The 26152-nt window shown below is 61.6% G+C and carries 21 protein-coding genes; 17 read left to right on the top strand and 4 right to left on the bottom strand.

Going from position 1 to position 26152, the window contains the following annotated elements; all coding sequences use genetic code 11:
- Nucleotides 1-186: 186 nt before the first annotated feature.
- From VGY55_03375 to VGY55_03350, 6 genes are all read left to right on the top strand, one after another.
- A complete protein-coding gene (locus VGY55_03375; protein ID HEV2969004.1) occupies nucleotides 187-1257 on the top strand; it encodes a type II secretion system F family protein in 1071 nt (356 codons plus the stop codon).
- The gene (locus tag VGY55_03370; GenBank protein HEV2969003.1) at nucleotides 1254-3650 is read left to right on the top strand and encodes a type II secretion system F family protein; all 2397 of its coding nucleotides are present in this window, start codon (nucleotides 1254-1256) and stop codon (nucleotides 3648-3650) included. Before VGY55_03375 ends, VGY55_03370 begins: the two co-directional genes overlap by 4 nt.
- Before the next feature lie 126 nt (nucleotides 3651-3776).
- Nucleotides 3777-4202 (top strand): prepilin-type N-terminal cleavage/methylation domain-containing protein, encoded by a 426-nt coding sequence (locus VGY55_03365; protein HEV2969002.1) that lies wholly within the window; start codon nucleotides 3777-3779, stop codon nucleotides 4200-4202.
- Complete coding sequence (locus VGY55_03360; GenBank protein ID HEV2969001.1) at nucleotides 4183-4977, top strand: prepilin-type N-terminal cleavage/methylation domain-containing protein; 795 nt, start codon at nucleotides 4183-4185, stop codon at nucleotides 4975-4977. Before VGY55_03365 ends, VGY55_03360 begins: the two co-directional genes overlap by 20 nt.
- A gap of 4 nt (nucleotides 4978-4981) precedes the next feature.
- Nucleotides 4982-5467 carry a hypothetical protein gene (locus VGY55_03355; protein HEV2969000.1) on the top strand — a complete coding sequence of 162 codons (486 nt, stop codon included), beginning with the start codon at nucleotides 4982-4984 and terminating at the stop codon, nucleotides 5465-5467.
- Nucleotides 5464-6441, top strand: a complete 978-nt coding sequence (locus VGY55_03350) for a DUF1559 domain-containing protein (GenBank protein ID HEV2968999.1) — start codon at nucleotides 5464-5466, stop codon at nucleotides 6439-6441. Before VGY55_03355 ends, VGY55_03350 begins: the two co-directional genes overlap by 4 nt.
- 8 nt (nucleotides 6442-6449) lie before the next feature.
- Here the strand turns inward: VGY55_03350 and VGY55_03345 are convergent, their stop codons facing one another.
- Entirely contained in the window at nucleotides 6450-11063 is a 4614-nt protein-coding gene (locus tag VGY55_03345; protein HEV2968998.1) for a M20/M25/M40 family metallo-hydrolase, read from the bottom strand.
- Between the two features lie 245 nt (nucleotides 11064-11308).
- Here VGY55_03345 and galE point away from each other — a divergent pair, with 245 nt between their 5' ends.
- Nucleotides 11309-12316 (top strand): UDP-glucose 4-epimerase GalE, encoded by a 1008-nt coding sequence (gene galE, locus VGY55_03340; protein ID HEV2968997.1) that lies wholly within the window; start codon nucleotides 11309-11311, stop codon nucleotides 12314-12316.
- A 46-nt stretch (nucleotides 12317-12362) separates the two neighbouring features.
- On the opposite strand, the gene galK is transcribed toward galE, so the two are convergent.
- A complete protein-coding gene (gene galK / locus VGY55_03335; GenBank protein HEV2968996.1) occupies nucleotides 12363-13571 on the bottom strand; it encodes a galactokinase in 1209 nt (402 codons plus the stop codon).
- Nucleotides 13572-13734: 163 nt separating this feature from the next.
- On the opposite strand from galK, the gene VGY55_03330 reads away from it, so the two are divergent.
- Nucleotides 13735-14634 carry a carbon-nitrogen hydrolase gene (locus VGY55_03330; protein ID HEV2968995.1) on the top strand — a complete coding sequence of 300 codons (900 nt, stop codon included), beginning with the start codon at nucleotides 13735-13737 and terminating at the stop codon, nucleotides 14632-14634.
- A 277-nt stretch (nucleotides 14635-14911) separates the two neighbouring features.
- On the opposite strand, the gene VGY55_03325 is transcribed toward VGY55_03330, so the two are convergent.
- Nucleotides 14912-15151 (bottom strand): hypothetical protein, encoded by a 240-nt coding sequence (locus VGY55_03325; protein ID HEV2968994.1) that lies wholly within the window; start codon nucleotides 15149-15151, stop codon nucleotides 14912-14914.
- Nucleotides 15152-15276: 125 nt separating this feature from the next.
- Between VGY55_03325 and VGY55_03320 the strand changes: the two genes are divergently transcribed.
- The 6 genes from VGY55_03320 (at nucleotide 15277) to VGY55_03295 (ending at nucleotide 21919) form a co-directional block, all read left to right on the top strand.
- Nucleotides 15277-16326, top strand: coding sequence for an agmatine deiminase family protein (locus VGY55_03320; protein ID HEV2968993.1), 1050 nt, complete (start codon nucleotides 15277-15279; stop codon nucleotides 16324-16326).
- 324 nt (nucleotides 16327-16650) lie between these two features.
- Complete coding sequence (locus VGY55_03315; protein ID HEV2968992.1) at nucleotides 16651-17223, top strand: DUF1559 domain-containing protein; 573 nt, start codon at nucleotides 16651-16653, stop codon at nucleotides 17221-17223.
- A 117-nt stretch (nucleotides 17224-17340) separates the two neighbouring features.
- On the top strand, nucleotides 17341-19083 hold the full coding sequence (locus VGY55_03310) for a DUF1559 domain-containing protein (protein ID HEV2968991.1): 1743 nt from the start codon (nucleotides 17341-17343) through the stop codon (nucleotides 19081-19083).
- Between the two features lie 158 nt (nucleotides 19084-19241).
- Nucleotides 19242-19757 (top strand): DUF4870 domain-containing protein, encoded by a 516-nt coding sequence (locus tag VGY55_03305; protein ID HEV2968990.1) that lies wholly within the window; start codon nucleotides 19242-19244, stop codon nucleotides 19755-19757.
- A gap of 207 nt (nucleotides 19758-19964) precedes the next feature.
- Entirely contained in the window at nucleotides 19965-21446 is a 1482-nt protein-coding gene (locus VGY55_03300; GenBank protein ID HEV2968989.1) for a DEAD/DEAH box helicase, read from the top strand.
- A 140-nt stretch (nucleotides 21447-21586) separates the two neighbouring features.
- The gene (locus tag VGY55_03295; protein ID HEV2968988.1) at nucleotides 21587-21919 is read left to right on the top strand and encodes a hypothetical protein; all 333 of its coding nucleotides are present in this window, start codon (nucleotides 21587-21589) and stop codon (nucleotides 21917-21919) included.
- A 6-nt stretch (nucleotides 21920-21925) separates the two neighbouring features.
- Here VGY55_03295 and VGY55_03290 read toward each other — a convergent pair whose 3' ends face one another.
- Nucleotides 21926-23602, bottom strand: coding sequence for a SpoIIE family protein phosphatase (locus VGY55_03290; GenBank protein HEV2968987.1), 1677 nt, complete (start codon nucleotides 23600-23602; stop codon nucleotides 21926-21928).
- 1 nt (nucleotide 23603) lies between these two features.
- Between VGY55_03290 and VGY55_03285 the strand changes: the two genes are divergently transcribed.
- The 3 genes from VGY55_03285 (at nucleotide 23604) to VGY55_03275 (ending at nucleotide 26140) form a co-directional block, all read left to right on the top strand.
- Nucleotides 23604-23762 carry a hypothetical protein gene (locus VGY55_03285; GenBank protein HEV2968986.1) on the top strand — a complete coding sequence of 53 codons (159 nt, stop codon included), beginning with the start codon at nucleotides 23604-23606 and terminating at the stop codon, nucleotides 23760-23762.
- A gap of 350 nt (nucleotides 23763-24112) precedes the next feature.
- Nucleotides 24113-25684 (top strand): citramalate synthase, encoded by a 1572-nt coding sequence (cimA, locus tag VGY55_03280; GenBank protein ID HEV2968985.1) that lies wholly within the window; start codon nucleotides 24113-24115, stop codon nucleotides 25682-25684.
- Between the two features lie 24 nt (nucleotides 25685-25708).
- On the top strand, nucleotides 25709-26140 hold the full coding sequence (locus VGY55_03275) for an aspartyl protease family protein (protein HEV2968984.1): 432 nt from the start codon (nucleotides 25709-25711) through the stop codon (nucleotides 26138-26140).
- Nucleotides 26141-26152: the final 12 nt, after the last annotated feature.

The following is a 26152-nucleotide window of genomic DNA, read 5'->3' as shown; positions in this document are numbered from 1 at the left end:
GCCGTACTGAAGCTTTGAAGTTGTGTTGGTACGTTGGGTGGCATGCCCACGGCCCTGCGTGGGCATGGACTCAGATGGCGCATGGCCACTCAGAGCAGTGGCCATGGCACCCATCAAATCAGCTTTGATTCGCTCCTACATTTTTTAAGTGCACCCGAACATCTCGCCTTTCCTTCGAAATTCCACATGGCCGGACCGATCACGCTCGACGAATTGATCGCGCTGAACGACGAGATTCTCGCGCTCGTCCGAGCCGGGGTTCCACTCGAGCAGGGGCTGGCCGACGTGGGGCACGACGTGCGCGGCAGCCTGGGGCGAATCAGCTCGATGCTCTCCGAGCGGATGCAGCGCGGGGAATCGTTACCGCAGGCCCTCTCCGCCAGTCAGGAGCAGTTTCCGCCGCTGTATCGGGCGATCGTCGAGGCCGGGATCCGTTCCGGGCGGCTCGCCGCGGCGCTCGAAGAGATGAGCGGCAGCGTGCGGCGGCTGGCCGCGCTGCGGCGACTGGTCGTGCTGGCAATGGTCTATCCGCTGCTCGTGTTTTTCATTTGTTACGGGCTGTTTCTGTACTTTGCCCTGAAAGTCGCGCCGACGCTCCTGTCTGCCGCGCCGATGCCGCATCCGCCGGCGATTGTCCGAGCGATCAGCCATGTACGCGATGGGATCGAGTGGTGGGGACCGATTTTGCCGACGATCGTATTGACCGCGGCCATCCTCTGGTTCTATCGCTCGCGGCGAGCGCTGGTGCTGGAGGCGGGCGGGGCGGCGCGGTTTTTCGCCTGGGTCCCGTCATTTCGACGGTTGTTGCTTGAGAGCCGCACGGCAGGATTTGCCGACACGCTCGCGCTCCTGGTCGATCATCAAGTGCCGCTGACCGAGGCGGTCGTGCTCTCGGCCAAGTGCAGCGGCGACGCGCGGCTGATCTTGGCCGCCAAGCAGCTTGCCGCGGACGTTGCGGATGGAATTGTCGCCGGCGCCGGCGCTCCGTCGGGTGCTGATCGCGGCGCGAATCCAATTGATATTCCGCCGCTGTTGCGCTGGTTGATCGCGACGGGCGGGAATCAGCCGGCGCTCGGCAAATCGCTGCGCGAAGCGGCGGACACGTATCGCCGCCGGGCGGTGCGGCGGGCCGACTGGCTCCGGCTCTACTTCCCGATGCTGGTGACGCTCGGCATCGGCGGGACCGTGACCGCGCTCTATGCCCTGAGTCTGTTTATCCCCTGGACGACCATGCTCTACGATCTGTCGAAGCCGTGAACGAACCGGAACCAAAACCTGACGACGCACCGCCGGCAAAGCCCAAGCCGCTCTCCGCGCATGAGGCGGCGGAGTTCGCCGGCCGCGTGGCCGAATTGAGCAGTGCTTGCCTACCGCTCGCGCCGGGTTTGCGAGCCGCGGCCGCCGAGCTGCCCAAGGGAAGGTTGGCGGCGACGATGCTCCGCGTCGCCGCGGCGCTCGAGCGGGGCGATTCGCTCGACCGAGCGCTCGCCGCCGAGAACGGAGTTCTGCCTCGCTATCTGGAAACCCTTGTGGCGGCCGGCACTCGCACGGGCAAGCTGGGGCGGGTGCTAGAGGAATTCGTTCATTTCCGCCAATCGATCGGCGACATCCGGCGGAGCGTTTGGACCTCGCTCGCATATCCCGCGTTCTTGGTCTTCATGATCGCGGCTGTTGCATGTTTCTTTTTTGGCCTCGTCGTCCGTTCGATGGCCCCAATGTATAGAGACTTCAAACAGCAACTACCTCCGGGCTTGAGGGCCACGATCGCGATCAGCGACTTGCTGTCGCATCATTTCGGCGGCCTGCTGCTCGGCGTCGCGGCCGCGGTCCTTGTCATCATCGCATTGGGTTTCATGTTGGGGCTGCGGCGTCGGCGGCGACTTCTCAATTGCATTCCATTGTTCGGTGTTCTCGGTCGATTCAGCGGCTTGGCGGAAATGGCTTGCTTGGTGCGAATCCTGTTGACGAACGAAGTGCCGCTTCCCGAGGCGCTGCGCTTGGCCGCCGATGGGATTGGCGATGCGGACCTGGCTGCTGGCTGCCGTCAACTTGCGGAGAGAGTCGAATCGGGAACTCTCTTGGCTGGTGCAATCGATGGACTGCGGCAATTAAGCCCCACCTTGCGGCCGATTTTCGCTTGGGGAGAAGGCCAGTCCGCGTTACCCGAAGCAATGGACGCCGTGGCTCAAGTCGCGACGCGACGAGTGCGGCTTCGGGCCGATTTGTTGAAGACGATCATCCCGCCGACGGTGGTTCTGCTGGTGGCGATCTTTATATTGATGATTCTGAACCTGTTCATGCCGATGGTCTCGCTAATCTCGTCGTTGACTGGCGGTGTGACGACTCTATCTGGCGGAATTTCATCCACGTCGTCCCCGCCAGTCTCGGCATGGAGCCTTTCACCGGTGACCGAGGTCGTATTGATCTACATTGCCGCGCTGATCACCTGGTGGCTAGTGGGCGTCATTAAACGATCGTGGAAGGCAGCGCTGCAATTCTTTGTTCGAGTCGCAGAATGGTTGATCGTTACAATATGTCTCTTCGGAGTGATGGTCTTTGCTTTCGGACTTGGTTTCGGAATCGTACTTTGGCTTGGCGCGATGTTTTGGTTGGGAGTTGCCGCATTTCGCTTCCGGAGATCGCAACAACTGACGCTGCTGAATCTGATGGCGATCTCGGCCGATCGCGGAATGCCGCTCGCGCCGGCGGTTCGTGCGCTCGGTGAAGAAGAAGGAGGGCTGTTTTACTCGCGGGCCATCGCGCTGGCCGACTGCCTGGCGGCGGGGATGCCGGTGCCGGAGGCCATCGAGCAAAATCGCAAGGTGCTGCCGCCGCGGAGCGTGCTGGCCGCGCGGATCGGCGAAAAGACGGGCGATTTGGGAGCGGCCCTGCGCTGCGTCGACGATGGCCGCAGCAGCCCGGTCTCGAGCGCCGAGCGGCAGCCGATTCGTTGGGCGAGTCTGGTCTACATCTTGGCTGGCGTGGGAGTCGTGGTGCCGTTCATGGTGATTAAGATTGCTCCCGCCATGCAAAAGATCTTCCAAGACTTCCATCGCCACCTTCCGCCACTGACGCGTGCAGTCTTTAACGTCGCCAGTTCCGAGTTCACTTTCGCGTTGTGTGCTCTAGCATTGGCGGTGGCTGCGGCCGTAGTGATCTATGTAGTATTTCGCCAACTTGGCTGGATTCGCTTCGATTTGCCCCCGATTGGCCGCATCCTCGCGCCTCTGGACGCGGCTGCCGTGTTGCGGTGGCTGGCCTTGGCCGCGGAGCGAGGGCAGCCGCTCGAGCCGACGCTCGGACTCTTGGCCGTGCGCTATCCGCGCCGACTGATCCGCGACCGGCTGCGGAGCGCTGGGGCAGATATCTTCTGCGGGCGCGATTGGGCCGACAGCTTGCGGGCCGCCAAGCTGGTGCAATCGGCCGACGCGGCGATCCTCCGCGCGGCCGCTCGCGTCGGAAATCTGCCTTGGGCCCTGACTGAAGCGGCGGCCAGCGGCGAGCGGCGGCTAAACTATCGGATGTATGCCTTCAGCCAGATCGTGTTTCCCTTTGTGATTCTCGCGGCCGGGGGAATCGTTCTGCTGATTGTGGTCGGGTGGTTCTCGCCAATAATCGAGTTGGTCAGCGGCCTGGCCAAACCGCGGTAATTGTGAATTATTAGATCGCTTAACAAATCCGGTGGGGACTGTCCCCCTTTTGCGGAGTCCGCGGAGCAAAACGGGGACTGTCCCCCTCTCCCAGCCGGATTTTTTAGGCGATCACAGGTGAAACAGATGAACGTTCGCCGACATGGAATGACCTTCGTGGAAGTCGCCGCGGCCATCATGCTCTTGGGCGTGCTGGCAACGGTCGTGACTCAATGCGCGGCGTGGACGGCCGGCGAGCGCCGCGCGGCCGAGCGCCGCGAGATCGCGCTCTTCGAGGCGGCCAACGTCATGGAACGGTTGGCCTCCGAGGATTGGGAATCGCTCGCGCCAAAAGCCGCTGCCGAGGATCCCCTCTCCACCGCCGCCAAGGAAATGCTCCCCGGCGGACGGCTCACCACCGAGATCCAACTCATCGGCGACAATCCGGCGGCCAAGCGAATCGTCGTCGAGGTGCAATGGCTCAATCGGGCCGGCGAGTCGGAATCGCCCGTGCGGCTGGTAACGTGGAGGTATCAGGGCAGAGGGACGAGGGATGGGGGGCGAGGGAATTGAAATATGCGTCGCCGTTTCGCCGCGACCCGACAGGCTATTGAAAAAAGAACGACCCACAATGACTACTCTACTAGAGCCTCAAAACTGTTTTGATGTCTTGAGTGCCATGCCCACGGCAGGGCGTGGGCATGGACTGTGCCGGCGCATAGCCACTCAGAGCAGTGGCCCTGGCACCCGTCAAATCAGACTTGAGGTTCCACTAGGTATTCGCAGCCGCTCATTCGCAACGACGACAACTTTATCGTACCGCCATCGGCGCGGATTGACGCTGATCGAAGTGATTGTCGCTTCCACTCTGGCCAGCGCGATCTTCGGAATTGCGGTCGAGCTGCTCTCGGTGACGATGCACTCGACTGAAAGCGGTCGCGATCGAGTTGTCTCGACCGCCGTTATGACGCGCTTGGCCGAGCAATTCCGGTCAGACGTCCATGCCGCGGCGAACGTCTCGGTTGACCGGGCGGCCGGCGGTCAAGCTCGATGGACGCTGAAGCTCGCCGACGATCTGCGGATCGAGTATGAGGCCGATGAGGATGTTCTTAAACGGATCGAATACCGTGGCGACAAGGTTCAAGTCCGCGACGCCTTTGCAATGCCTCAGGGCGCGGATCCACGGCTGGAGCTTCAGCCGGAAAAGAACCCGACTCAGGCCAGTTTGTCAGTGCGGCGCAGTGCTGACGCGACGGTCGACGCGGCTGGTTACATCTTGCGAATCGAAGCGCGGCTTGACCGAGATTCGCGGTTCGCCAAGGCAACAGATCGGCAAAGTGGGGGCTAGTCAGATGAGAACCGTTCATCAGAAACAATCCGCGCGGACAAGCCGTTCAGTCCGCCGTGGCTTCGCACTCGTCGGCGTGCTGGTCTGCTTTGTAGTGGCCTCACTGCTGCTCGTTAGCTGGCTCAAGACCATCGCGCTCGAGCGGCAACAGGCGCGCGCCGCCGGCGACCGGCTTCAGGCCGAATGGCTGGCGGAGGCGGGGCTTGACCGCGCCGCCGCTCGGCTCGCAGAAAAGCCCGATTATGCGGGCGAAACGTGGAAGATTTCAGCCGAGGAACTCTCGGCGCGCGATGCCGCGGCCGTTGAGATCCACGTCACGATGGCCGCCGATCACCCGGATCGCCGCACGGTCGATGTCGTGGCCGATTATCCCGTCGAGCCGATGCACCGCGCTCGCGCGAGCAAGCAAATCATCGTCGATCTTGGCAAAACGAATAACGAAGGCGGCGCGCCGAAAACCAATTCCAGCAAAACGGACGGTGGAAAATGAGCAGATCCAAGAGCCTATCCCAGAACCGCCCGCGGAGAAGGGGACAGTCCCCTTTTGTTCCGAAGACTCCACAAAAGGGGACAGTCCCCCGCAGTTCTTGCCGCGGCGGATTCACTCTGGTCGAACTCCTGGTGGTGATCGCCATCATAGGGATTTTGACGTCGATTCTGTTGCCCGCAATTGAAGCGGCTCGCGAGACGGGGCGGCGCACGACCTGCTCGAACAACCTGCTGCGGCTGGCGATGGCCACCAATTCCTATGAATCAGCTCACGGCTATTATCCGCCGGGCGTCGTCGATTCCAAGGGCCCGATTCTCAACCAAGCGGTCGGCATGCACCACGATTGGATCGAGCGGTTGCTGCCGTATCTCGACGAGCGGGCCGCCCACGCGAAGATCGACTTCGCCGCGAGCGTCTACGATCCCAAGAACGCCGCGGTGCGCAAGCTGCCGCTCGTCGAGCTGCTCTGCCCGTCGGACGACGTGGTCGAAGAAGGGCCGCACAGCAGCTACGCCGCATGCCAAAACGACACCGAGAGCCCGATCGACTCCGACAATCACGGCGTCTTCTTCTTGAACAGCAAGCTGCGGTCGGAAGACATCACCGACGGCTTGGGTTACACGCTGTTCATCGCCGAGAAGCGGAGCGAAGGGACCGCGACCGACCTTGGTTGGATGTCGGGCACTCGGGCGACGCTGCGAAACACCGGGACAGAATTGAATGCGACCGGCCCTCGGGGCACGCCGTCGTCACCCGCCACACCGGCTGCCCCGGAAGCGAAGCAATCGCCCGTTTGGGAATCGCCAACCTACGTAGGCGGGTTCGGCAGCGACCACGCCGGCGGCCTGGTCGTCGCGGCGTTTGGCGACGGCTCGCAGCGATATCTTTCCGAGACCATCGATCCAAAGATCTTGAAACTGCTCGGCAACCGGGCCGACGGGCAATTGATCAATCCGACCGACCTTGAGAAATAACCGGCCCGTCACTCGCTGGATTTGCGCGGGAAGCGTTGCTCCATCATGGCCGCGTCGTAGACGAAGGCGGCCATGATGATCGCCGCCTGCTTCAGATCGTCTGGCGGAACGCGGTCGAATACATCTTGATTGGAATGGTGTGAGCGGGTCATGTATTCGATCGGGTCTTGCATGAATTCGAAGCCGGGCAGGCCGACGGCCTCGAACGAGACATGATCGGTGCTCCCCGTGCTGGCCAGGCTAACGGTCTCAGCCCCCAGGTCGTGGAATGGGATCAGCCATTTGCGGAACAAGGGCATCGCCGCTTCGTTGCCTTGCGTGAAGACGCCTCGAATCCGCCCCGTGCCGTTGTCGAGGTTGAAGTAGATCGAGAGCTTGTCGTGCTCCGGCAAGCGAATTGGCGGCGCGGGCTTAGCATCCGCCGACGGCTTTGAATCCCCTGGCTTGGAATCGCTCGTCGGCTTGGAATCCACCGTCTTAGTGTCGTTGGCCTGCAGCTCGCCCGTCGCCTTGGCATCCACCGCTTGTGGAACGCCTGCGGGCGCCGCGGCCGTTTGTGAACCATCCGCCCGATCGCGTGGTCCGCGCCGGCCGGTGCCATCGCCAGTTCCGCCGGCGGTTCCGAAATGCTGGGTCACGTAGGCCCGCGAACCGAGCAGCCCTTCTTCCTCGCCAGTCCAGAGGCCGATGCGGATCGTGCGGCGGGGCTTGACGCCGACGGCTTGCAGGATTCGCACGGTCTCCATCGCCACGGCCACGCCGGCGCCGTTATCGGTCGCCCCGGTGCCAGCATGCCATGAGTCTAAATGCCCGCCGATCATCACCACCTGGTCCCGCAGATCGCTGCCGGCGATCTCGGCGATCGTATTGTTGGCCATTTCCGTTGGGAGGAATTGCACCTGTAGATCGACGGCGATTTTCAGCTCCTCCCCCTGCTGCACCATACGTACCATGCGGTTGTAGTCTTCCACGGCGACGCAGACTTGGGGAGGCATGGCCGGCGCATCTTCAGACCAAGGTCGAGGTCCTCCGCGCGCGCGGCCGTCGCTCCCTGGAACCGAGGCGCTGGCGACGAAGATCGTCCCGCCGTCTCCCTGGGGGCTAACGGTGAGCACGAGAGCCGCTTCTTCCTTGGCGCAGAACGAAAGCACCTTGCCGGAAAATGGATTGCCGAAGCGGCGACGAGCCGGATCACCGCCGGCCGGCGAGGTGGCATCGCCGTTTGCGCGCGAAGTCGAATCAGCGGTCGCCGGGGCTGAGCTATCGGCTGCCGTCCCACGAGTCGAGTTTCCACTAGCGGTGGTCGCCGCCGTCGGCGACCCGTTTGCAGCGGGCGCGGTGGCGACGGAGGTCGCGGCGGCAAGAGAGAATTCCGTGCTCGACGTGCCTTTCGGCGGCTGGACTGCCGGCGGCACTCGGCGGCCGGTCGAGTTGGCGTAGGTCAGCAAATCGCCATCCGTCATTCGAGCGCCGGGCGCGTCGAAATGCGGCTTGAGCGCGCGGATTGGATCGGCCAATACGATCATCCCCTTGAGCTTACCCTTGTATTTTTCGAGTTCGGCCTCGGTTTTCGCATCGAGCCAAACCACGTCTGCCTCGAGCGGATTGTCGAAGCCGGGGGTCCAAGCTTTGGGGTAAGCGATCAGCGGAATCGTTTGCGGTTTGGTCACCTGGAGCGAAAATCGCTTCAGCTCCCAGCCCCGGCCGAACGGTCCCCACGATTCCAAACGAGCGCTCGTCAGACCCCAGCCGGCCAGTTTTCCGCGCGTCCAGTCGTTAGCCCGTTTGGCATTGGGTGAACCGGTGAGTCGTTGGCCGATAACATCGCAAAGGTAATCCAAAGTCGCCATGACTTGCGAATGATTCAATCCTTCGTCGCGGATCTTGACGATCACCGGATCGACGACCTCGCGCTCTCGCGCTCGAAATCCGGAGCGGGCGGGAGCGTCGGACGAAGTCGAGGGGGCGGTCGCCGCAGCCGACGCGGCCGGTGCAGCAGCAGAATCTGCCTCGGCAACCTCCACCAAGCCCACGTCCACGCCTTGACCGCCGACCGTCTGATGGCAGTGGACAGCGAGCGTGAACTTTTGGCCCGGCTTGAGCAGCTTCTTCGCCGCGGAGCTGATGTCCATCGGATCGTAGGAGTTGACGAACCCGGCCTCGCTGCCGGCCAGCACCCCATCGATATAAATCTCGACGTCTTCGTCGTGATAGACGAGGAGTTGGAGATGGCCGACGTCGGCGTTCTCGGGCAGACTGGCTTCGCGGCGGAGCCAAATATCGGCGGTGTTCCAGACGGTGCCCACTACGGCGTTGGGCGTTCCGTGAGTGCCGAACCCGCCGGGGCCGCTCTGCCAATGGCTATCGTCGAAGCCCGGCTTCGTCCAATCGCCCGCCGGCTTCTCGAGCGAGTAGCGCCATTCGATTCCGCGCTGCCGCGAGGTCGGAACGACTTCCGTGATCCGCGGCGGCGTGGGTGCAGCGGCCCAATTGCCGGCCTTGGCCTGATCGCGGTCCGACCATTTCTTCCAGATTTCGGGGTCGGAAAGCATCGTGATGAACACGCCGCCGATCACTGGCCGCGCATGCATCCCGTCGCTGGCCGCGTTGTCGGTGATATAGGAATCGACAAACGGCATGCGGGCCGTGGTGCGATTGAGATAGTCGTAGATCGGCGAGACCATCGTTTCGAAATCGGCCCGATTGTCGGCCAAAGTCGCGCACCAGAGGGACCAATCGGTCTTCGTCAGATGGGTGCGCGAATCGAGCGGCACCCCGAACGGCTGAATCTTCGTCTTATAATAAGCCACCTCGTCGGCCGCGACCTTCGCGGGAAACACGTTCAATCCGAGCAACTTGTCCCATACGAGATTGTATTTCTGGCTCCAGGTGTTGGCCTTGTCGAAGGCAATGCGGGAGTGGTTGCCGTCGGCGGCCGTTTTTATCCAAAATGCAGCGCCCTCCTTGGCCAATTTAATATGTTTTTCCGCGGCGGCCGCCTCGCCGCGAAGGCGGCACAAATCGGCATAGGCGGCGATTCCCAATATGGCCTTCACCGAGAGATTCGCGTTGCGCGCCAAGTGCCCCATGAAATCATCGGTGCAAAGCTGGTTCTCCGGGTCGATTCCGTGCTTCACCAGATAGTCGACCCATTGCGTAAGCTGCGGCCACCAGCGCGAGGCGAAATCCGCGTTGCCGTCCATCTTGGCAATCGCGTCGCACAACAAAATCATGTTCGCGCTCTCTTCGACCGGCATTTTGTCGGCTTCGTTGCCGGGATTCTCACCGCCGCCGTAGTCCTGCCCTTTGGCCTGCGGATAAGTCCCCAGGTCGTGAGGAGCAAAGGGAAACTTCCATTGTGGCGAAGCACTGTAAACCAGCGCCGGCGCCACCAGGGCCTTGGCATACGTCGGACCCATCAACAGAAACTGCGGCGCGGCGGGATAAATCACATCGACGGTCGCAATGCAGCCATTGCTCGTGTTCTCTTTAGTGAACAACAACGGCTGCTTGTTCGCGTCGGCCGCCAGCCCGCAGCCCGCCAGGCTCTGACGGTACGCCAGCGCGGCGATTTGGGCATATCGCGCACCGCCGACTTTCGTCAGATCGGCCATCAACTCGCGATCGAATTTTTCGCAGCGGTCGATCAAGCCCGCATAATCGCGTTCGGCGAATTGCAACAGGTCCGCGGCCGACGCCCCATTTCTGCGCCAATATGGCCGCAGCTTCTGTCCGAGAAGCTTGATCGAAAAGACCTCGTCGTAGGCCACGCTCAAGTGACGCAAGACCGGCTCCGCGCCGACTTTGCCAAGATCGAACGAGAACGCCAGCACCGGTTGATCGTCTGCCGCGGCGCGGGGCATGCGCGAGTCGTCAGTCGCGGGCAACTTGCCTTCCGCGATGAAAGTATTGAGCAGCGCGCCGTTGCCACCGATCGCGGCGCTTGAATCGGCCTGCGGCGCCGCCACGTAGGCATAGCCCCAATCGATCCGCGTGTCGTCGCCGGCGGGCGCCAAGAGCGTTTGAGCGACCGTGCCCACGCGAAGTGACGTCAGCGAGCCGGCGGTTTCGCGCGACCATTCGACCTTCTGGTCGGGACTATTCACCGACAATAGTGAACTCGTGCTGTCGTAAATCGCCACCGCATGGCTCGCGCCATCGATCGAGCGAACCGACCAGGTGAAATAGGTCACGGGACGCGCCAACACGTCAAGAGCCTGCGGCAACGCGGGGGTCATGAACGTCAAGGTTACGTGAACGTGGCCGTCGTCGAAGTCGTAGATCGAACGAGTCGGCAAGACTTGCAGGCCGACTTGCGGTAGGGCTGGCACTTCCTTCGGATCATTGCCCATCAGACGGTAGGCTTTGCCGTCGACGCGAATCAGGCTCACCAGCGGGTGGCCGCGGTGAGTCCAATGCCGAGTGACGTCGTCGGTGAGTCGGTCGGCCTCCGACCAGATGCTCAGATAGGGATCGCTCGTGACCAGCGGCACGGCCGGCGGGCGAAACGCGCCGTCGCGCGGAGCGGATTCGCCGCGAATAACGTTCGCTTGCAGCAAAAACGTTAGATTGGCAAGAAGAAGTGCGATGGACGTCGAAAGAGTTGTTGAGTTCTTGTGCATGGACACAGGGTCTTTCCTTGCTAAGAGCGCCTAACAAATCCGGCGGGGACTGTCCGCCTTTTGCGCGGGCACCATCGCGGCGATGGTCGGCGGAGCAAAACGGGGACCGTCCCCTTCTCCCAGCCGGATTTGTTAGGCGCTCAAAACCTTGAATTCTCTGGTCCCGATGCTCTGTGCGCCGGGAATCGCGGAAACTATTATGACCGGAACGTGATGACACAACCAGTTGCCAGCTCGATCGGACCATGAAAATCCTCGTCACCGGCGGGGCCGGGTATATCGGCAGCGTTGTCGTTGAGCAGCTCATCGCCGACGGCGAATCGGTCGTCGTGTTCGACAATCTGTCGCAAGGGCATCGCGCCGCCGTGCATCCGCGGGCCACATTCGTCGAGGGAGATTTGACCGAGCGAGCTGCAATTGATGCCGCGCTGGCCGAGCATCGCCCCGACGCCGTGATGCACTTCGCGTCCCACACGCTGGTCGGCGAATCGATGCAGCAGCCGTTCTTGTATCTCGGTGCGAATGTCGTTGGCGGGCTTAACCTGCTCCAGAGCATGAGCGAGCACGGCGTACGGCGCTTCATCCTTTCGTCGACGGCGAACCTGTTTGACGCGCCGGAGCGGATTCCGATCGCCGAGGACGAGCGGATCGTGCCGGGCAGCCCGTATGGCGAATCGAAACATATTCTCGAGCGGATGCTCTACTGGCTCGATCGAGTTCAAGGGTTGCGCTATGCCGCCCTGCGATATTTCAACGCCGCGGGCGCGAGCGCCGATCGCGGGGAAGATCATCATCCGGAATTGCACTTGATCCCGATCGTGCTGCAAGTCGCCCTCGGACAGAGAAAGGACGTCACCATCTTCGGCGACGATTATGCCACGCCGGACGGCACTTGCGTGCGCGACTATATCCACGTGGTCGATCTGGCCCAGGCCCACGTCCTGGCGCTGCGGGCGCTCGATGGCGGCAGCCGCGTCTATAATCTAGGGAACGGCCAGGGCTTCAGCGTTCGCCAGGTGATCGAAACGGCTCGGCGGATCACGGGGCATCCCATTCCCGCTCGGACCGGTCCGCGGCGGCCCGGCGACCCGGCGGTGCTCGTGGCGGGCAGCGACAAGATTCGCCGCGAACTCGGCTGGCATCCGCGCTATCCGAAGCTCGAGCAGATTGTCGAGACGGCCTGGGCTTGGCACCGGCGACATCCCGACGGATACGGACGAAGTGGCAACGGACAAGTGGCAAGAGACAAGTAGCGGAATTCGCAAGAATTCCGATGCCCCTGCGCTGAATTCCGACGATTCAGCTTCCGTGAGTCAACGGCAAGACTCGCGCTCCTCCGGCGGGGCGCGTCGAGAAACTCGTGGCCTCGATGCCCGTTTGCTCGCGGTAAGATTGGCCGATCGAACGGGCCACGGCATCCACTGCGTCCGCTCGCACGAGGCTTACCGTGCAGCCGCCGAAGCCGCCGCCCGTCATCCGCGATCCAAGCACTCCTCGCTCCGGTCCAAGTGCAGCGGCAAAATCGACCAGCAGGTTCAATTCATCGCAGCTTACCTCGAAATCGTCGCGCAATGATGCATGACTGGCGTACATCGCCGCGCCCACCGCGGGCCAATCCTCCGCGGCGATCGCTCGGGCTGCCGCCGTCGTTCGCTCGATCTCGCCGACTACGTGCCGCGCGCGGCGGAAGATTTCCGGGCCGAGTTCGTTGCGCCGGCGGTTCAAGTCGTCTAGCGTCGCCTCGCGCAACGTCGGCATCCCGAGAATCCGGGCCGCCGTTTCGCACTCCGCGCGCCGCTTCCCGTATTCGCCGCCGGCCAGCGAATGCCTCACGTGGCTATTGATTGTAAGCACCGTCACTGCATGCTTCGCAAACGGAACGAACTCGAACTCCATCGAGCGGCAATCGAGCAGCATCGCATGATCGTGGCGGGCGCCGGCGACGATGAACTGGTCCATGATTCCGCACGGCACGCCGGCGAATTCGTGCTCGGCCCGCTGGCACAGCAGGGCCTTGGCCGCCGTTTCGAGCGACTCGCCGGCGATCGCTTCGGCAAGCGTCGCGGTGGCCACTTCCAAGGCCGCGCTGCTCGAAAGCCCTCCGCCGATCGGCACAGTCGACGCCACGAGCGCATCCAAGCCAGGAATCGCGAATCCCCGCGCCAAACAGCCGGCCAGCACGCCGCGCACATAATTGGACCACGGCGGCGCGCCGGGCGTCATTTGGGAATGCAAACGGAATGTGGTTTCCTCTTGGAAATCCGCGCTGGCCAGCCGGATTTCGCCCGAATGCTCCGGCGCGGCGTCGGCAGCGATCACGGTGAACCGCTCGATCGCCATTGGCAAGACGAAGCCCCCGTTATAATCGACGTGCTCGCCGATCAGGTTTACCCGCCCCGGCGCGGCGGCGATCCAACGCGGTGGTCGCCGAAATCGCTCGGCAAACCGCGCGGCCACATCTCGCGCGAGTTCATCGAGCGAGTGATTTTCTGAGGCTGAATTCGTCAATTCTCCCTCGTCCTAATCAATGCATTTCCTTGACGGCTGCACGGCGTCGAATAGAATGGCCTGCCCCCTTAGATCGCCTAACAAATCCGGCGGGGACTGTCCCCTTCTCCCCGCCGGATTTGTTAGGCGATCTGGCAGATTCCCGATTGTATCCCCGGATTCGATGAACGCCAAACCCACAGCAAGCTCGAACCCTTCGCCGGAGCGCGTGACGGTCGCGCTCGTGCAAATGAGCTGCGTGGCGCCGAAGCATGCGAACGTCGAAAAAGCTCTCGACCGGATTGCACAAGCCGCGGCGGCCGGTGCGAACGTCGTCTGCCTTCAGGAACTCTTCGCCGGACTCTATCCCTGCCAGAGCGAGGACCATCGCCGATTCGACGAAGCCGAGTCGATCCCCGGCCCAACGAGCGATCTCTTGGCCGCGGCGGCGCGCGAGCACGGAGTCGCGATCGTGGGCTCGCTCTTTGAGCGGCGCGCCCCGGGGCTATACCACAACACGGCCGTCCTGTTCGACGCCGACGGCAGCCTGGCGGGCATCTATCGCAAGATGCACATCCCCGACGATCCGCTTTATTACGAGAAATTCTATTTCACGCCCGGCGATCTGGGATTTCGAAGTTTTACGACGCGATTCGGCCCGATTGGCGCCTGTGTCTGCTGGGACCAATGGTATCCCGAGGCGGCGCGGCTCACGGCGCTGGCCGGGGCAAAGATTATTTTCTATCCGACGGCGATCGGCTGGCTAGCCGACGAGAAGGCGGAGTTCGGCGCGAGCCAGCATTCCGCCTGGGAGACGATGATGCGGAGCCACGCGATCGCCAACGGCCTGTTTGTAGCGGCCGCGAATCGGGTCGGGACTGAGGGTGGGATCGAGTTTTGGGGCGGATCGTTCGTTTGCGATCCAAATGGCAACGTGCTGGCTCGGGCATCGCACGACGCCGAGGAGACGCTGCTGGTCGAATGCGATCTGGCCCGGCTCGACGCTGTGCGCACCCATTGGCCTTTTCTCCGCGACCGCCGCATCGACGCCTATGGCGATCTCACCCGACGTTACTTGGACTGACGTCATTCATCCTTCGGCCCCGACTGCGCTCCGACGAGTTGTACGGCCAAGACATAGACTAATTGCTCTTCTGGATATACATCGAACAGGACCGCGAGATGCGGCTCAAACATGATTCGCGTTCGGCCAGAACGAGATTCGCCTTGCGACATCGGATTAGTGCGAAGGGCTGCATCGATTCGATCGGCTGCGCGAGTGATTGCTTCGCGATCGTTCGATTCGGTCCAAAGGCGCGCCAATTCCGTTTCGGCCGAGGATTTCCAAAGAGCCGACCAATTCATTTTCCCTTCAGGCGGCTCCAAATCTCATCGAGAGTTCGTCCACCCGGCTCATTGCGCCGGCGTTCCAATTCCTCGTCAGAGATTTGCGTTTCCGCCCAGGCGCGAAGCAACTGCCGGTGCAACTCCGCAGGCAGAAAATAGCCGAGGGTGCGGCCCGTTTCGTCGCACAATTCGATCTGTTCCCCCAAATTGCTGAACGTTGATCGAATTGACTTATCGATGACTACCTTCGTCATGGCGGGCGGCTCGAATACGGGGTTTTGAAAGAAACCTCTCTCAACAAGTATCATACTCGACAATCGATCCACCTACCAACGCGAGTTGAAAACCAATTTGTCCTAATCTGACCGCCCTCAGACCAATGAATGTCTCCTCTGGCCTCTCTCCTCTCGCCCCTGCCGCGCTCGGCTATCGAATGCCGGCCGAGTGGGAGCCGCACGCCGCCACCTGGCTCTCTTGGCCGCATAAGCTGGCGTCCTGGCCGGGAAAGTTCGAACCGATCCCGGCGCTTTATGCGCGGCTGGTGCGAACGCTGGCCGCCGCCGAGAAAGTCTGCGTTCTGGCGGGCGGGCATGCAAAGGCTCAAGCGAAAGTGATGCTCGCCGGTGCGCCAAACGTCGAACTGTATGACATCCCGACCGACGACGCCTGGCTGCGCGACAGCGGGCCGACGTTTCTCGTCGGCCCGCCCAGCGCCCCGCCCGCGCTCGTCGATTGGGGCTACAACGCCTGGGGCGGCAAGTATCCGCCGTATGAAAACGATGACGTGATTCCGCGGCTCATCGCTCGCCAGCTCGGCCACGTCTGTTACAAGCCGCGGATCATATTCGAAGGGGGCGCGATCGACACCGATGGCCGCGGCACGTTTCTTACCACCGAGCAATGTCTGTTGAACCCAAATCGCAATCCGCAGCTTTCCCGCGCCGACATCGAACGCTATCTAGCCGGCTATCTCGGTGCCCGCAAGGTGCTGTGGCTCGGCGGCGGAATTGTCGGCGACGACACCGACGGGCATATCGACGAGCTGGCCCGATTCGTCGCTCCGAAGACGGTCGTCGCGGCGGTCGAGGAGGACCCCAAGGACGAAAACTACGAGCCGCTCAAGGACAATCTCGCGCGTCTCAAGTCGCTCACCGATGCCGACGGCGCGCCGTTGGAGGTGATTCCGCTGCCGATGCCGCGGCCGCTCTCCTATGAAGCGCAGCGGCTGCCCGCCAGCTATTGCAATTTCTACATCGCCAACGGGCTGGTGATCGTGCCGCAATTCGGCGACCCGACCGATGGCCGCGCGGTCGAGGTGCTCGCGAAGCTCTTTCCCGATCGGCGAATCTGCCCGCTCCCGGCGATCGATCTCGTCTGGGGCCTGGGGGCATTTCACTGCATCACGCAGCAACAGCCGGCGCTTGCGTGAAGCGGCGGGATTACTTCTGGCGCCGCTAAACTCAAAAGAATCCGACGTTGCGATATGCTGGGATGCAATGTGACGAGACGTACGGAGAGTTCCATTTCCAGAAATTATTGACACGCCCGCCGGCCAGCGGTAGCTTGAACGCCGTTGCTGCCGGTACACTCGTCGAGTCCAACCATTTCTTTTCGCATCCATTCGGAAGGGAGCGGTCTCTTGTCGCGTCTTCGGATTTGGATGGCCTCATGTGTCTGCGCGGGAACATTGATTGGACCGGCAATCGCGGGATGCGCGTCGCGTCCGGCTACGAACGCCTTGGCAAAAAACAACATGCTCGTGATCAAGTTGGCGCTCCTGAATTATCAATCGATTTGGCGCGGATTTCCGCCGCGGTCGATCGAAGACAAGGACGGTAAGCCGCTGTTGAGCTGGCGCGTCGCAGTTCTTCCATATATGGAGGAAAAGAATCTGCATAGACAATTCCATTTGGATGAGCCGTGGGACGGCGAGCACAATAAGGCGCTGATCGAGAGAATACCTGCCGCGTTTGCCAATCCCAATCGGCCGCGCGACGGCAAAACGAACTATCTTTTACCGGTCGGCAATGGCACGCTGTTTGGCAGCGGGAAACGGATGAGAATCAAAGAGATTGCCGACGCCAGCAAGACCATAATGTTCGTCGAAGCCGACGAAGATCGAGCCGTGATCTGGACCAAGCCGAGCGACCTGGATGTCGATATGGATCATCCAAGTTGCGGGTTGGGACATTTTCGTTCCGACGGAATCCTTGTAGAAATGTGCGACGGCCCGGTGCGGACGCTCCGCCCTGGGGTTAGTGAAACGACACTCAAGGCGCTCTTCAACTATCAGGGGGATAAGGCGATCGATCCAAATGATTATTGATGTTGGCATTCCGTCGCCCTTGGCTTCGGGTTAATCGGTCTTTGCTGATCCCATTTGAAAGGCAGGTGAGCTGTGTCTTGCTTTCATTCCTGGCTGACGGCAATCGCTTGTTTTGGGATGTTGATCTCTCCTGCAAGCGTTTGCTTGGCGGACCATCCCGGCGCAACCGATCCGGCTGTGAAATCGCCGGAGGCACCCGAGCATCTCGATCTCACGTTCATACCCGCCGAGGCCGTCGCGGCGATTGTCGCGCATCCGGAGGCGGTGCTGACTGGGCCCGACGCGGAATGGCTGCCGATCGAGATCATCACCGCCGCAGGCATGAAACAGGCGGGGATCGATCCGCTGAAAGTGAAGGAGGCGGTTGTGATTTTCGCCTCGCCGACGAGCGGCACCGACCCGGATTTCGCCGCCGTGCTCCGCTTTTCGGAGCCGTACTCCAAGGCGGCCGTGACGGCAATCCTTCCTCCCGGCAAGGAGATGAACATCGACGGGAAAACGGTCGTCGAAGTGCTGGCGCCGCGCGCGATGTGGCTCTATTTGCCGGATGACAAAACGATCGTGATCGGCATGACGCCGCTGGTGCAAAAGATGCTGGCGGCCAAAGACGTGGATAGTCCGCTGATCCGCTTGCTGAAGAAGGTCGACGTCTCGTCGCACTTGACGGCCGTGTTTTCGATCGATGCCGTGCGCCCGATCATGAAGCAAGCGGTGGCGGCGGTGCCGCCGGTGCCCCCGCCGTTTCAGGATTTTCTGAAGTTGCCCGATCTTTTGTCTGCCATTCTGGTGCGAGTCAACATTGGAGCAAAGTTCAACGGGGAATTGACTCTGCGAAGCATCGATGAAACCTCCGCGCAAGAGACCGAGCGAATCGTCAAATTGGGTCTGGCGATGGCGCAGCAGGCCGTGATGGTCCAGATCGCCGTCACGGGAGGACAGAGCAGCGATCCGGTGCAACAAGCGTCGGCCAAATATGCGACGCGGATGGTCAACCAGATGTTCGCGCGCGTCAAGCCGGTCCGGCGCGGGCAAAATCTGAGCGTCTCGGTTGAGGCGAATTCGAGCGTCGGCTCGATCGGCGTGATGATGGGGCTTCTACTGCCGGCGATGGAGGCGGCGCGCGGGGCGGCCATTCGAGTCCAGTCGATGAACAACATGAAGCAGATCGGTTTGGCCATACTGAACTTCGAGTCCGTCAATCGGCGACTTCCGGCCCACGCCATCTTCGATAAGCAGGGCAAGCCGCTCTTGAGCTGGCGCGTGCAGATTCTACCCTTCATTGAACAAAACAACCTCTTTCAGCAATTCCGCCTCGACGAGCCGTGGGACAGCGAGCACAACAAGACCCTGATTTCGCAAATGCCTCTCATTTATGCGAAACCAAACCGCCCGAACGATGGCAAGACCCCGTTTCAAGTTCCCGTTGGCAAAGGTTTGGCGTTCGAGGGCGCGCAGGGACTTCGACTTCCTGACTTTTCGGACGGCACCAGCAACACGATTTTGCTGGTCGAAGTCAACGACGATCGAGCGGTCGAGTGGACCAAGCCGGATGATCTGGACGTGGACTTGAGCAAACCGCTTGACGGACTAGGCGACGCCGAGCCGAACGGCTTCGCCGTGCTGCTCGCCGACGGCAGCGCGAGAACGCTCTCCAAGTCGATCGACCCGGCGGTGCTCAAGGCGCTGTTCACCCGCGCCGGCGGTGAACCGATCAATCCCAATGACATCGAAGGGAGCGAAATTAAGCGTATCGAGAAGACCCGCGAAAGGCCCGACGGTGGCAAGACCATTGAAGGTGGCGAGAAGATCCTCGAGAAGCGTACCGATCGCAACTCCACCGATCCCAATGCCCGTCCCTAGGTTAGAGGCGAGATTCCCAGTTTTTTTGGAAATATCCGGTCGCGCCGGCCGAAATAAATGACGTAGGAATCAGGACCAGGAGGCCGCGGTGTAGAAACACCTCCGTTCGACTCTCGAGGTTCTTGTCCATCCGTCCACGGAACAATTCGAGGCCATCCATGGCACTAGCTGACGAAATTCACAAGCTCGATGAACTGCGCCAGCGCGGCGCGTTAACCGACGACGAATATACCAAGGCCAAAGCGCGGTTGCTCGATGGTTCCGCGCCGCAACCGGGCGTGCCTCCCGTGCAGACCGCCCCACTGTTCGGCGGCGCCTCGGGCCAACCGGTCGATATCGAGCAGCAAACCCGTCAATGGGCGATGCTCTTGCACATCTCCCTATTGGCCGGATTTGTCGTTCCATTCGGCGGGCTCGTCGTACCGATCATCATCTGGCAGCTCAAGAAGAACGAACTGCCGGGGATCGACGCTCACGGGAAGGTGGTCGTCAACTGGATCATCTCGGCGATCATCTACGCGATCGTTTCCGGGATCCTCTGTGTGGTTCTAATTGGCATTCCGATGCTGCTCGCCCTGGCGGTGCTCCATATCGTCTTCCCGATCATCGGTGCCGTGAAAGCCAACAACGGCGAACTTTGGAAATACCCGCTGTCGATCACGTTCCTGAGCTAGTCCGTCAACGGATGGACACCGGAAATCGCCGCAACAGTGTTGGCGGCTCTGATTTGCCCTGGACTTATTTCGGCGGCACGGTATAAAGGAGTTGTTGAATCCTTTCGGCGCAACAGGCCATTGGATAACGGCCAGGTCCAATGGTTTTCTCTGAACGCGCTTTGCGTTCATCGCATTCGGTCCTGGGACACTCCCACGAGATCGAACATGACTCTTGATATTGCGCGAAAAATGCCTGCTGAGAAGGGGACAGTCCCCTTTTATTCCGAGACAACCTCACCACCCTCACCCCGACCCTCTCCCATCAAGGGCGAGGGAGAGAATGACGGGGACAGTCCCCGGCTGTTTTCGGAATTCGGGCTTGCGCCCCCCATATTGCGCGCCGTTACTGCGGAAGGCTACACCGCTCCGACTCCGATTCAATTGCAGGCGATTCCCCACATCGTGGCCGGCCGCGATCTGCTCGGTTGTGCCCAGACGGGCACGGGCAAGACGGCGGCTTTTGCGCTGCCGATTCTGCATCGGCTGCTTGGCGCCGCAGTAGCACGGTCGGGAGACCGTGCTACAACAAGTAGAAAGCGCAACGTTCGCGTCTTAGTGCTTTCGCCGACGCGCGAACTGGCCGCGCAGATCGGCGATAGCTTTCGAGCGTATGGACGGCATACAGGCATGAGACACACGGTCGTCTTCGGCGGAGTCAGCCAACGGCCGCAGGTGCGCGACTTGCAACAGGGCGTTGACATCCTGATTGCGACGCCGGGCAGGTTGCTCGACCTGATGAATCAGGGGTTCATCGATCTCGCCGCAGTCGAGATTTTCGTGCTGGACGAGGCCGATCGGATGCTCGATATGGGGTTCCTGCCCGATCTGCGGCGCGTGATTGCCAAATTGCCGGCGCGTCGGCAGACCCTGTTGTTTTCCGCGACCATGCCGGAGCCAATTCAGCGGCTCGCCGACACGATTCTCCGAAACCCGGTCCAAGTTCGGATCGCGCCGGTTAAGGCGACCACCGACCTGATCGAGCAGTCCGTCTGCCACGTGACCAGTCTGCAGAAGCCACAAAAGCTCGCTGACTTCCTGACCTCGAATCCGGTCACGCGGGCGATCGTATTCACGCGCACCAAGCACAGGGCCGACCGCGTCACGCGGCAGTTGAATCAGGCAGGAGTTTCGGCCGCCGCAATACATGGCGACAAGACTCAGGCGGCCCGGCAGCGGGCGCTCGCCGGGTTCAAAGCGAATCGGAATGGGATGCAGGTGCTGGTGGCCACCGACGTCGCCGCGCGCGGGATCGACGTCGAGGGGGTCTCCCACGTGCTGAACTACGACTTGCCGCACGAGCCGGAAATGTACGTGCATCGAATTGGCCGAACGGGACGGGCAGGCGTCGCCGGCATTGCCGTTTCGTTCTGCGATCATGAGGAACGCACGCACTTGCATGCGATCGAGCGGCTTATCCGCCAGAAGCTGCGCGTCGACGCGAACCATCCGGCCAGTGCGATCGTTGCCCCAGCTCAGGAGCTGCCAGACGGGGCGAAGAGTTCACAGCAAAAGAGGCAGCCGCGCCGTGGCGGGACCGGGCGAGCCACCGCGAGCCGGATCAAACGAAAGCGGACGCACACGAGTCGCGCCGGCCGTCACCGAGACGAGCGGAAGCGTCGCGGCGGAATTGCGGCTAGCGAGCGTTAGTGCTTCGTCAGCATCTGGATGCGTATGGTAGCTGTTGCTTCCAGCCGCAGGTTTACGGGAGCAGGATGCTCCCGCCACGCAATTCTGCAGATTCGCGGATTTAAAGCCCGTTGCCCCGTTCAATCTGCTACGATGAGGGCATGCTAAAAACCATTGACCAGACTCATCTCGATGCGCTATGCCCTGAACTTCGGCAGTTGTTCAATGCCGAATTGGCGGCGGGCAACCACGCGGTAGAAACTCGCGGCGGCTGGCCAACGGCCGGTGCGCTGTTCGTGCTGCTTGGCGATCCTTTTCACGGCGATTCGGCGATGGCCGACTCGGCGCTGTTCTACACCGAGACGACCCCGCGCACCTGGAAGGCCCACTACTGTCACTTGGAGTCGAAGCAGATTCTGGCGTGTGGCTTCGGCGAGGCCGGATTTGCCGACGACGAAGCGGTTGAGTCGGCGGATTTACACTCGCGGCATTAGCTCGAATCATTCGCGCCCGAAGCAAACCAGGCACATGTCATCGCTTTGGGGGCGGCCGCTGACGAAGCGCTTCACGTCGGCGAGGATTTCCCGGCCGAGGTCGGAAACGTTTTCCACCGCGCGGCCCATTTGAGTGGACAGACGGTCCAGGCCATAAAGCTTGTTGTCGGGATTCATGGCCTCGCTGATGCCATCGGTGAACATCGTGAGAAAGTCGCCGCGGGCAAGCGGGTGCGTGATGGCGGTGTACTGGAAGTCTGCGTCGATCCCCAGCGGCGGCCCTCCGTCGTCGTCCCCTTCACCGACTGCTACGACTTTTCCGCTGCCGCGCCGCAAGAGGGGCGCCATGTGGCCGGCGTTGACGATGGTTGCCTCCTCGCGGGCCGGGTCGATGAGCGTGAGCACAAAGGTCACGAACTTGTCGTCCCAACCGGCCTTGCAAAACGACGCATTAACTCGGCTCACCGCTTCGGCCACCGACGGCTCGCTGGCCAGGCAGTAGCGGACCTCGGACGAAACGCGCGCCATCACCAGGGCCGCGGGAACTCCCTTGCCGGAAACGTCTGCCAGCACGATCGCCAGCCGACCACCGGGCAAAGGAATGTAGTCGTAAAAGTCTCCACCGACCTGATTCGCCGGCTCGTAGAAATCGAAGAAGCAATAGCCCTCGAGTATTGGCGGGGCGCTCGGCAAGAGGCTCTGCTGCACCTTGTGAGCCAGCTCGAGTTCCTTCTCCACCTCCCGTTGCTTGAGAGACCGCTCGTGGAGCTGAGCGTTTTCCAGTGCGAAGGCCGCCTGATTGGCCACACTCGCCAGCACGTCCAGATCGTCCTGCTGAAAGCGTGCCCGTTGGTCGATCGTGTCGATCTGAATCACCCCCAGCGCATCCCCCTCGCTATTCACCAACGGCGCGCACATCATCGAGCGAATGCGGAAATCGGCGATGCTCTGGCTCATCTCGAAGCGCGAATCGGCGGCCGCGTCCGCCGAAAGGATGGCTTGCTTGCCGTCGAGCACCGAGTTGACGATCGTGCGGCTGATGCGGATCATGTCTTCGCTATCGGCCCGCCGCTGCTTGACCGCCTTGATGAGCAGTTGGCCTGGGTTCGCCCCCCGGAGCACGACGAATCCCCGATCGGCCTGCACGAAGATTTTGAACAAACTTTCGAGCAGCTTCGGAAGGACGGAATCGACGGAGAGAGCGCTGCGAAGGTTCTCGGTGATTTCAATCACCGCCCGCAGCTTGACCTCGGGGTTCACGCTCACGCGCACGCCAGCGGTGCCGCTGCTGATGTCGAGCTTCGACATGATCGTCGATTTGCCGGTGTGCTCATCGGCGTCGTCGATGAGCATGGCGTCGGCCAGCGGCGCGATGCCGGGGACAGGAGCGCGGTCGCTCGGCTGATCGCGATAGAAGGCAAACGAGAGGTCGCAGATTTTCAGCCGGTCTCCATCCTGGAGTCGGTGGCGGGCCTGAATCGCCTGGCCATTGACGATCGTGCCGTTGCGGCTGCCCAGATCCTGGATGAAAAAATCGCCGTCGGTGCAGGTGATCTCAGCGTGCTGCCGGCTGACCGCGCCGGAATCGAGTACGATCTGGCAGTCGGGATGGCGGCCGAGAATGGCCTTGGGGCCATTGAGGGTATGCCGTTCCCCGGCGTTGTCTCCAGTGATTGATTGCAAAATGGCCATCGACAGCCCCGACAGCGCGAACAACACTAGTGGCTCAAGCAGCCGATTTTATGCCTTGCTTGTCGGGGCCGTCAACTACGCGCTCGACAAGGGCCGGATGGCGTCGTTGACAGTCGGCGGGTTGAAAGGTATGTTTGGAGTGAGATTGTAAATCGATTGACGAGGCTCTAATGAGCAAGCTGGCTGCCTCTATCGTAACGCATGCCCCAACCGACGCTGGCCCAGGCGGGCGAGCGGTCGGCGTACGAATTATTATTCGGGAGGTGCGGCCGTAAGGGCGCCGTGGCGAGTCGTTGTTTACCACAGCCCTGAGGTCGCCAGCGACCCCAGGGCTTTTTTGTTGGAGTGAGAGCTTTTTCATTGGAATGAGACGTCGGCCGATTTATCCCGTCGCGACGCACTCCCGCGGCGGTCGCGGCTAAACAGAGAACTAAGGAATCGCAGAGCGGACGGCACGTGGAGCGTGCCGGCGATCGAATCCCGAATACCGAGTCCCGTCCCATGCGAATCGAAATCTACGATACGACCCTCCGCGACGGCAGCCAGGGCGAAGGGGTGAACTTTTCGCTCGACGACAAGCTGCTCATTGCCCAGCGGCTCGACGAAATGTGCTTCGACTACGTCGAGGGGGGCTATCCGCTCTCGAACGAAAAGGACGCCCAGTTTTTCCAGCGCGTGAAGCAATTGAACCTGCGCCGCGCGCGGGTCTGCGCCTTCGGTATGACGCGGCGGAAAGGAGTGCGGGCTGAAGACGATCCGGGGATGAAAGCGCTGCTCGATTCCGGCGCCGAGACGATCACGCTCGTCGGCAAAACATCGGCCTTCCATGCCACCGAGGTACTGCGAGTCTCGCTCGACGAGAATCTCGCGATGATCGCCGACAGCGTTCGCTTCTTGCGGCAGGCGGGGCGCGAGGTGATCTACGATGCCGAGCACTTCTTCGACGGCTGGAAGAGCAATCCGGATTACGCCCGTCAGACCATCCAAACCGCCGCAGCGGCCGGCGCGCGGCTCGTTGTGCTCTGCGACACGAACGGAGGCAGCATGCCCGAAGAGATCGCCGCACTGACGAAGGAGGCGCATGCCGCTTTGCCGGTCCCAGTCGGCATCCATTGCCACAACGATTGTGAGATGGCGGTTGCCAATTCGCTCTCTGCGATCGACGCCGGAGCCGTGCACGTGCAAGGCACGATCAACGGCATCGGCGAGCGCTGCGGCAATGCCGATCTGATCTCGACGATCGCCAACCTGGCCGTGAAGAAGAAGGGCCACGAGGTGCTCGAACCCAACGGCATTCGCCGGCTCACCGAGCTGTCGCGCTATGTCTATGAAACGGCCAACATGAACTATCGGTCCAATCAGCCGTTCGTCGGCCAGAGTGCTTTCGCTCACAAGGGAGGCATGCACGTCCACGCGGTCGCTCGGGCCACCGCGAGCTACGAACATATCGATCCGGCGGTCGTCGGAAACGAGCGGCGGATTTTGGTGAGCGAGTTGTCGGGCCGCTCGAACATCATGGCCCTCACCAGCCGGCACAACATCCAAGATGACCGCCAATTGATGGACAAGATTCTGGCCCAAGTGGTGTCGCTGGAAAACGCGGGCTACCAATTCGAGGCGGCCGAGGCGTCGTTCGATCTGTTGGTCCGCCGCGCGGCCGGCACGTTCCGGCCGCATTTCGAGCGGATCAGCTACCACGTCGGTGTGGGACGCGACGAACGCGGATTGCAAACCGAAGCGACCGTCAAGCTGCGGGCCGGCGACCTGATGCGCCACGAGGTGGCCGAAGGAGACGGCCCGGTAAACGCCCTGGACGCCGCGATGCGGAAGGCGCTCGGGGGCCTGTTTCCCAAGCTGGTCGAAATGCACCTGGTCGATTATAAAGTCCGCGTGATCAATTCCGAGGCGGGCACGGCGGCGGGAGTCCGCGTCGTGATCGAAAGCCGCGATCAACATGATGTCTGGGGCACAGTGGGAGTGAGCGAAAACATCATCGAAGCAAGCTGGATCGCTCTGGTCGATGCGATTGAGTACAAGCTGTATAAAGACGAGAGCAAAGGGCAACCAAAGTAGCGAGTTGGTAAAGGAGGAAGATGTATGGCGACGACCACAATAAAGCTCAGATACCGGAGCACACCGAACATGGGCCGGATAATTACATCGGTCACCGTCGAAAACTTCGCCAGCCCGCAGTTTACGTTGCGGTGCGATGCACTCGTGGATACCGGTGCATCGCATCTGGTTCTGCCGAGTGCATGGAGAGAGCGTTTGGGAGAATTGCAGTTGCTTGAAAAAGTGGACGTTGAGGTTGCCGATCAATCGATCCTTCGGGGAGAAATCCGCGGCCCGGTGAAGGTCCAAATTGAGGGCTTCCGTGCCGTTTCCAGCGAAGTGTTGTTTCTCGACATGAAGCCGAAAGACGACCGATACGAGCCGCTGGTTGGCTATATTGTGCTGGAACAATCCCTGGCGGCAGTAGACATGGTCGGCCATCAGCTAATTCACGTGAAGTATTTCGATGCCAAGTGAATTCCTCCAGTC

The sequence above is a fragment of the Pirellulales bacterium genome, from assembly GCA_035939775.1.
In the GTDB taxonomy this organism is placed as follows: domain Bacteria; phylum Planctomycetota; class Planctomycetia; order Pirellulales; family DATAWG01; genus DASZFO01.
The sequence above is the reverse complement of the archived record's forward strand: the minus strand, read 5'-3'. Positions and strand labels throughout refer to the sequence as shown.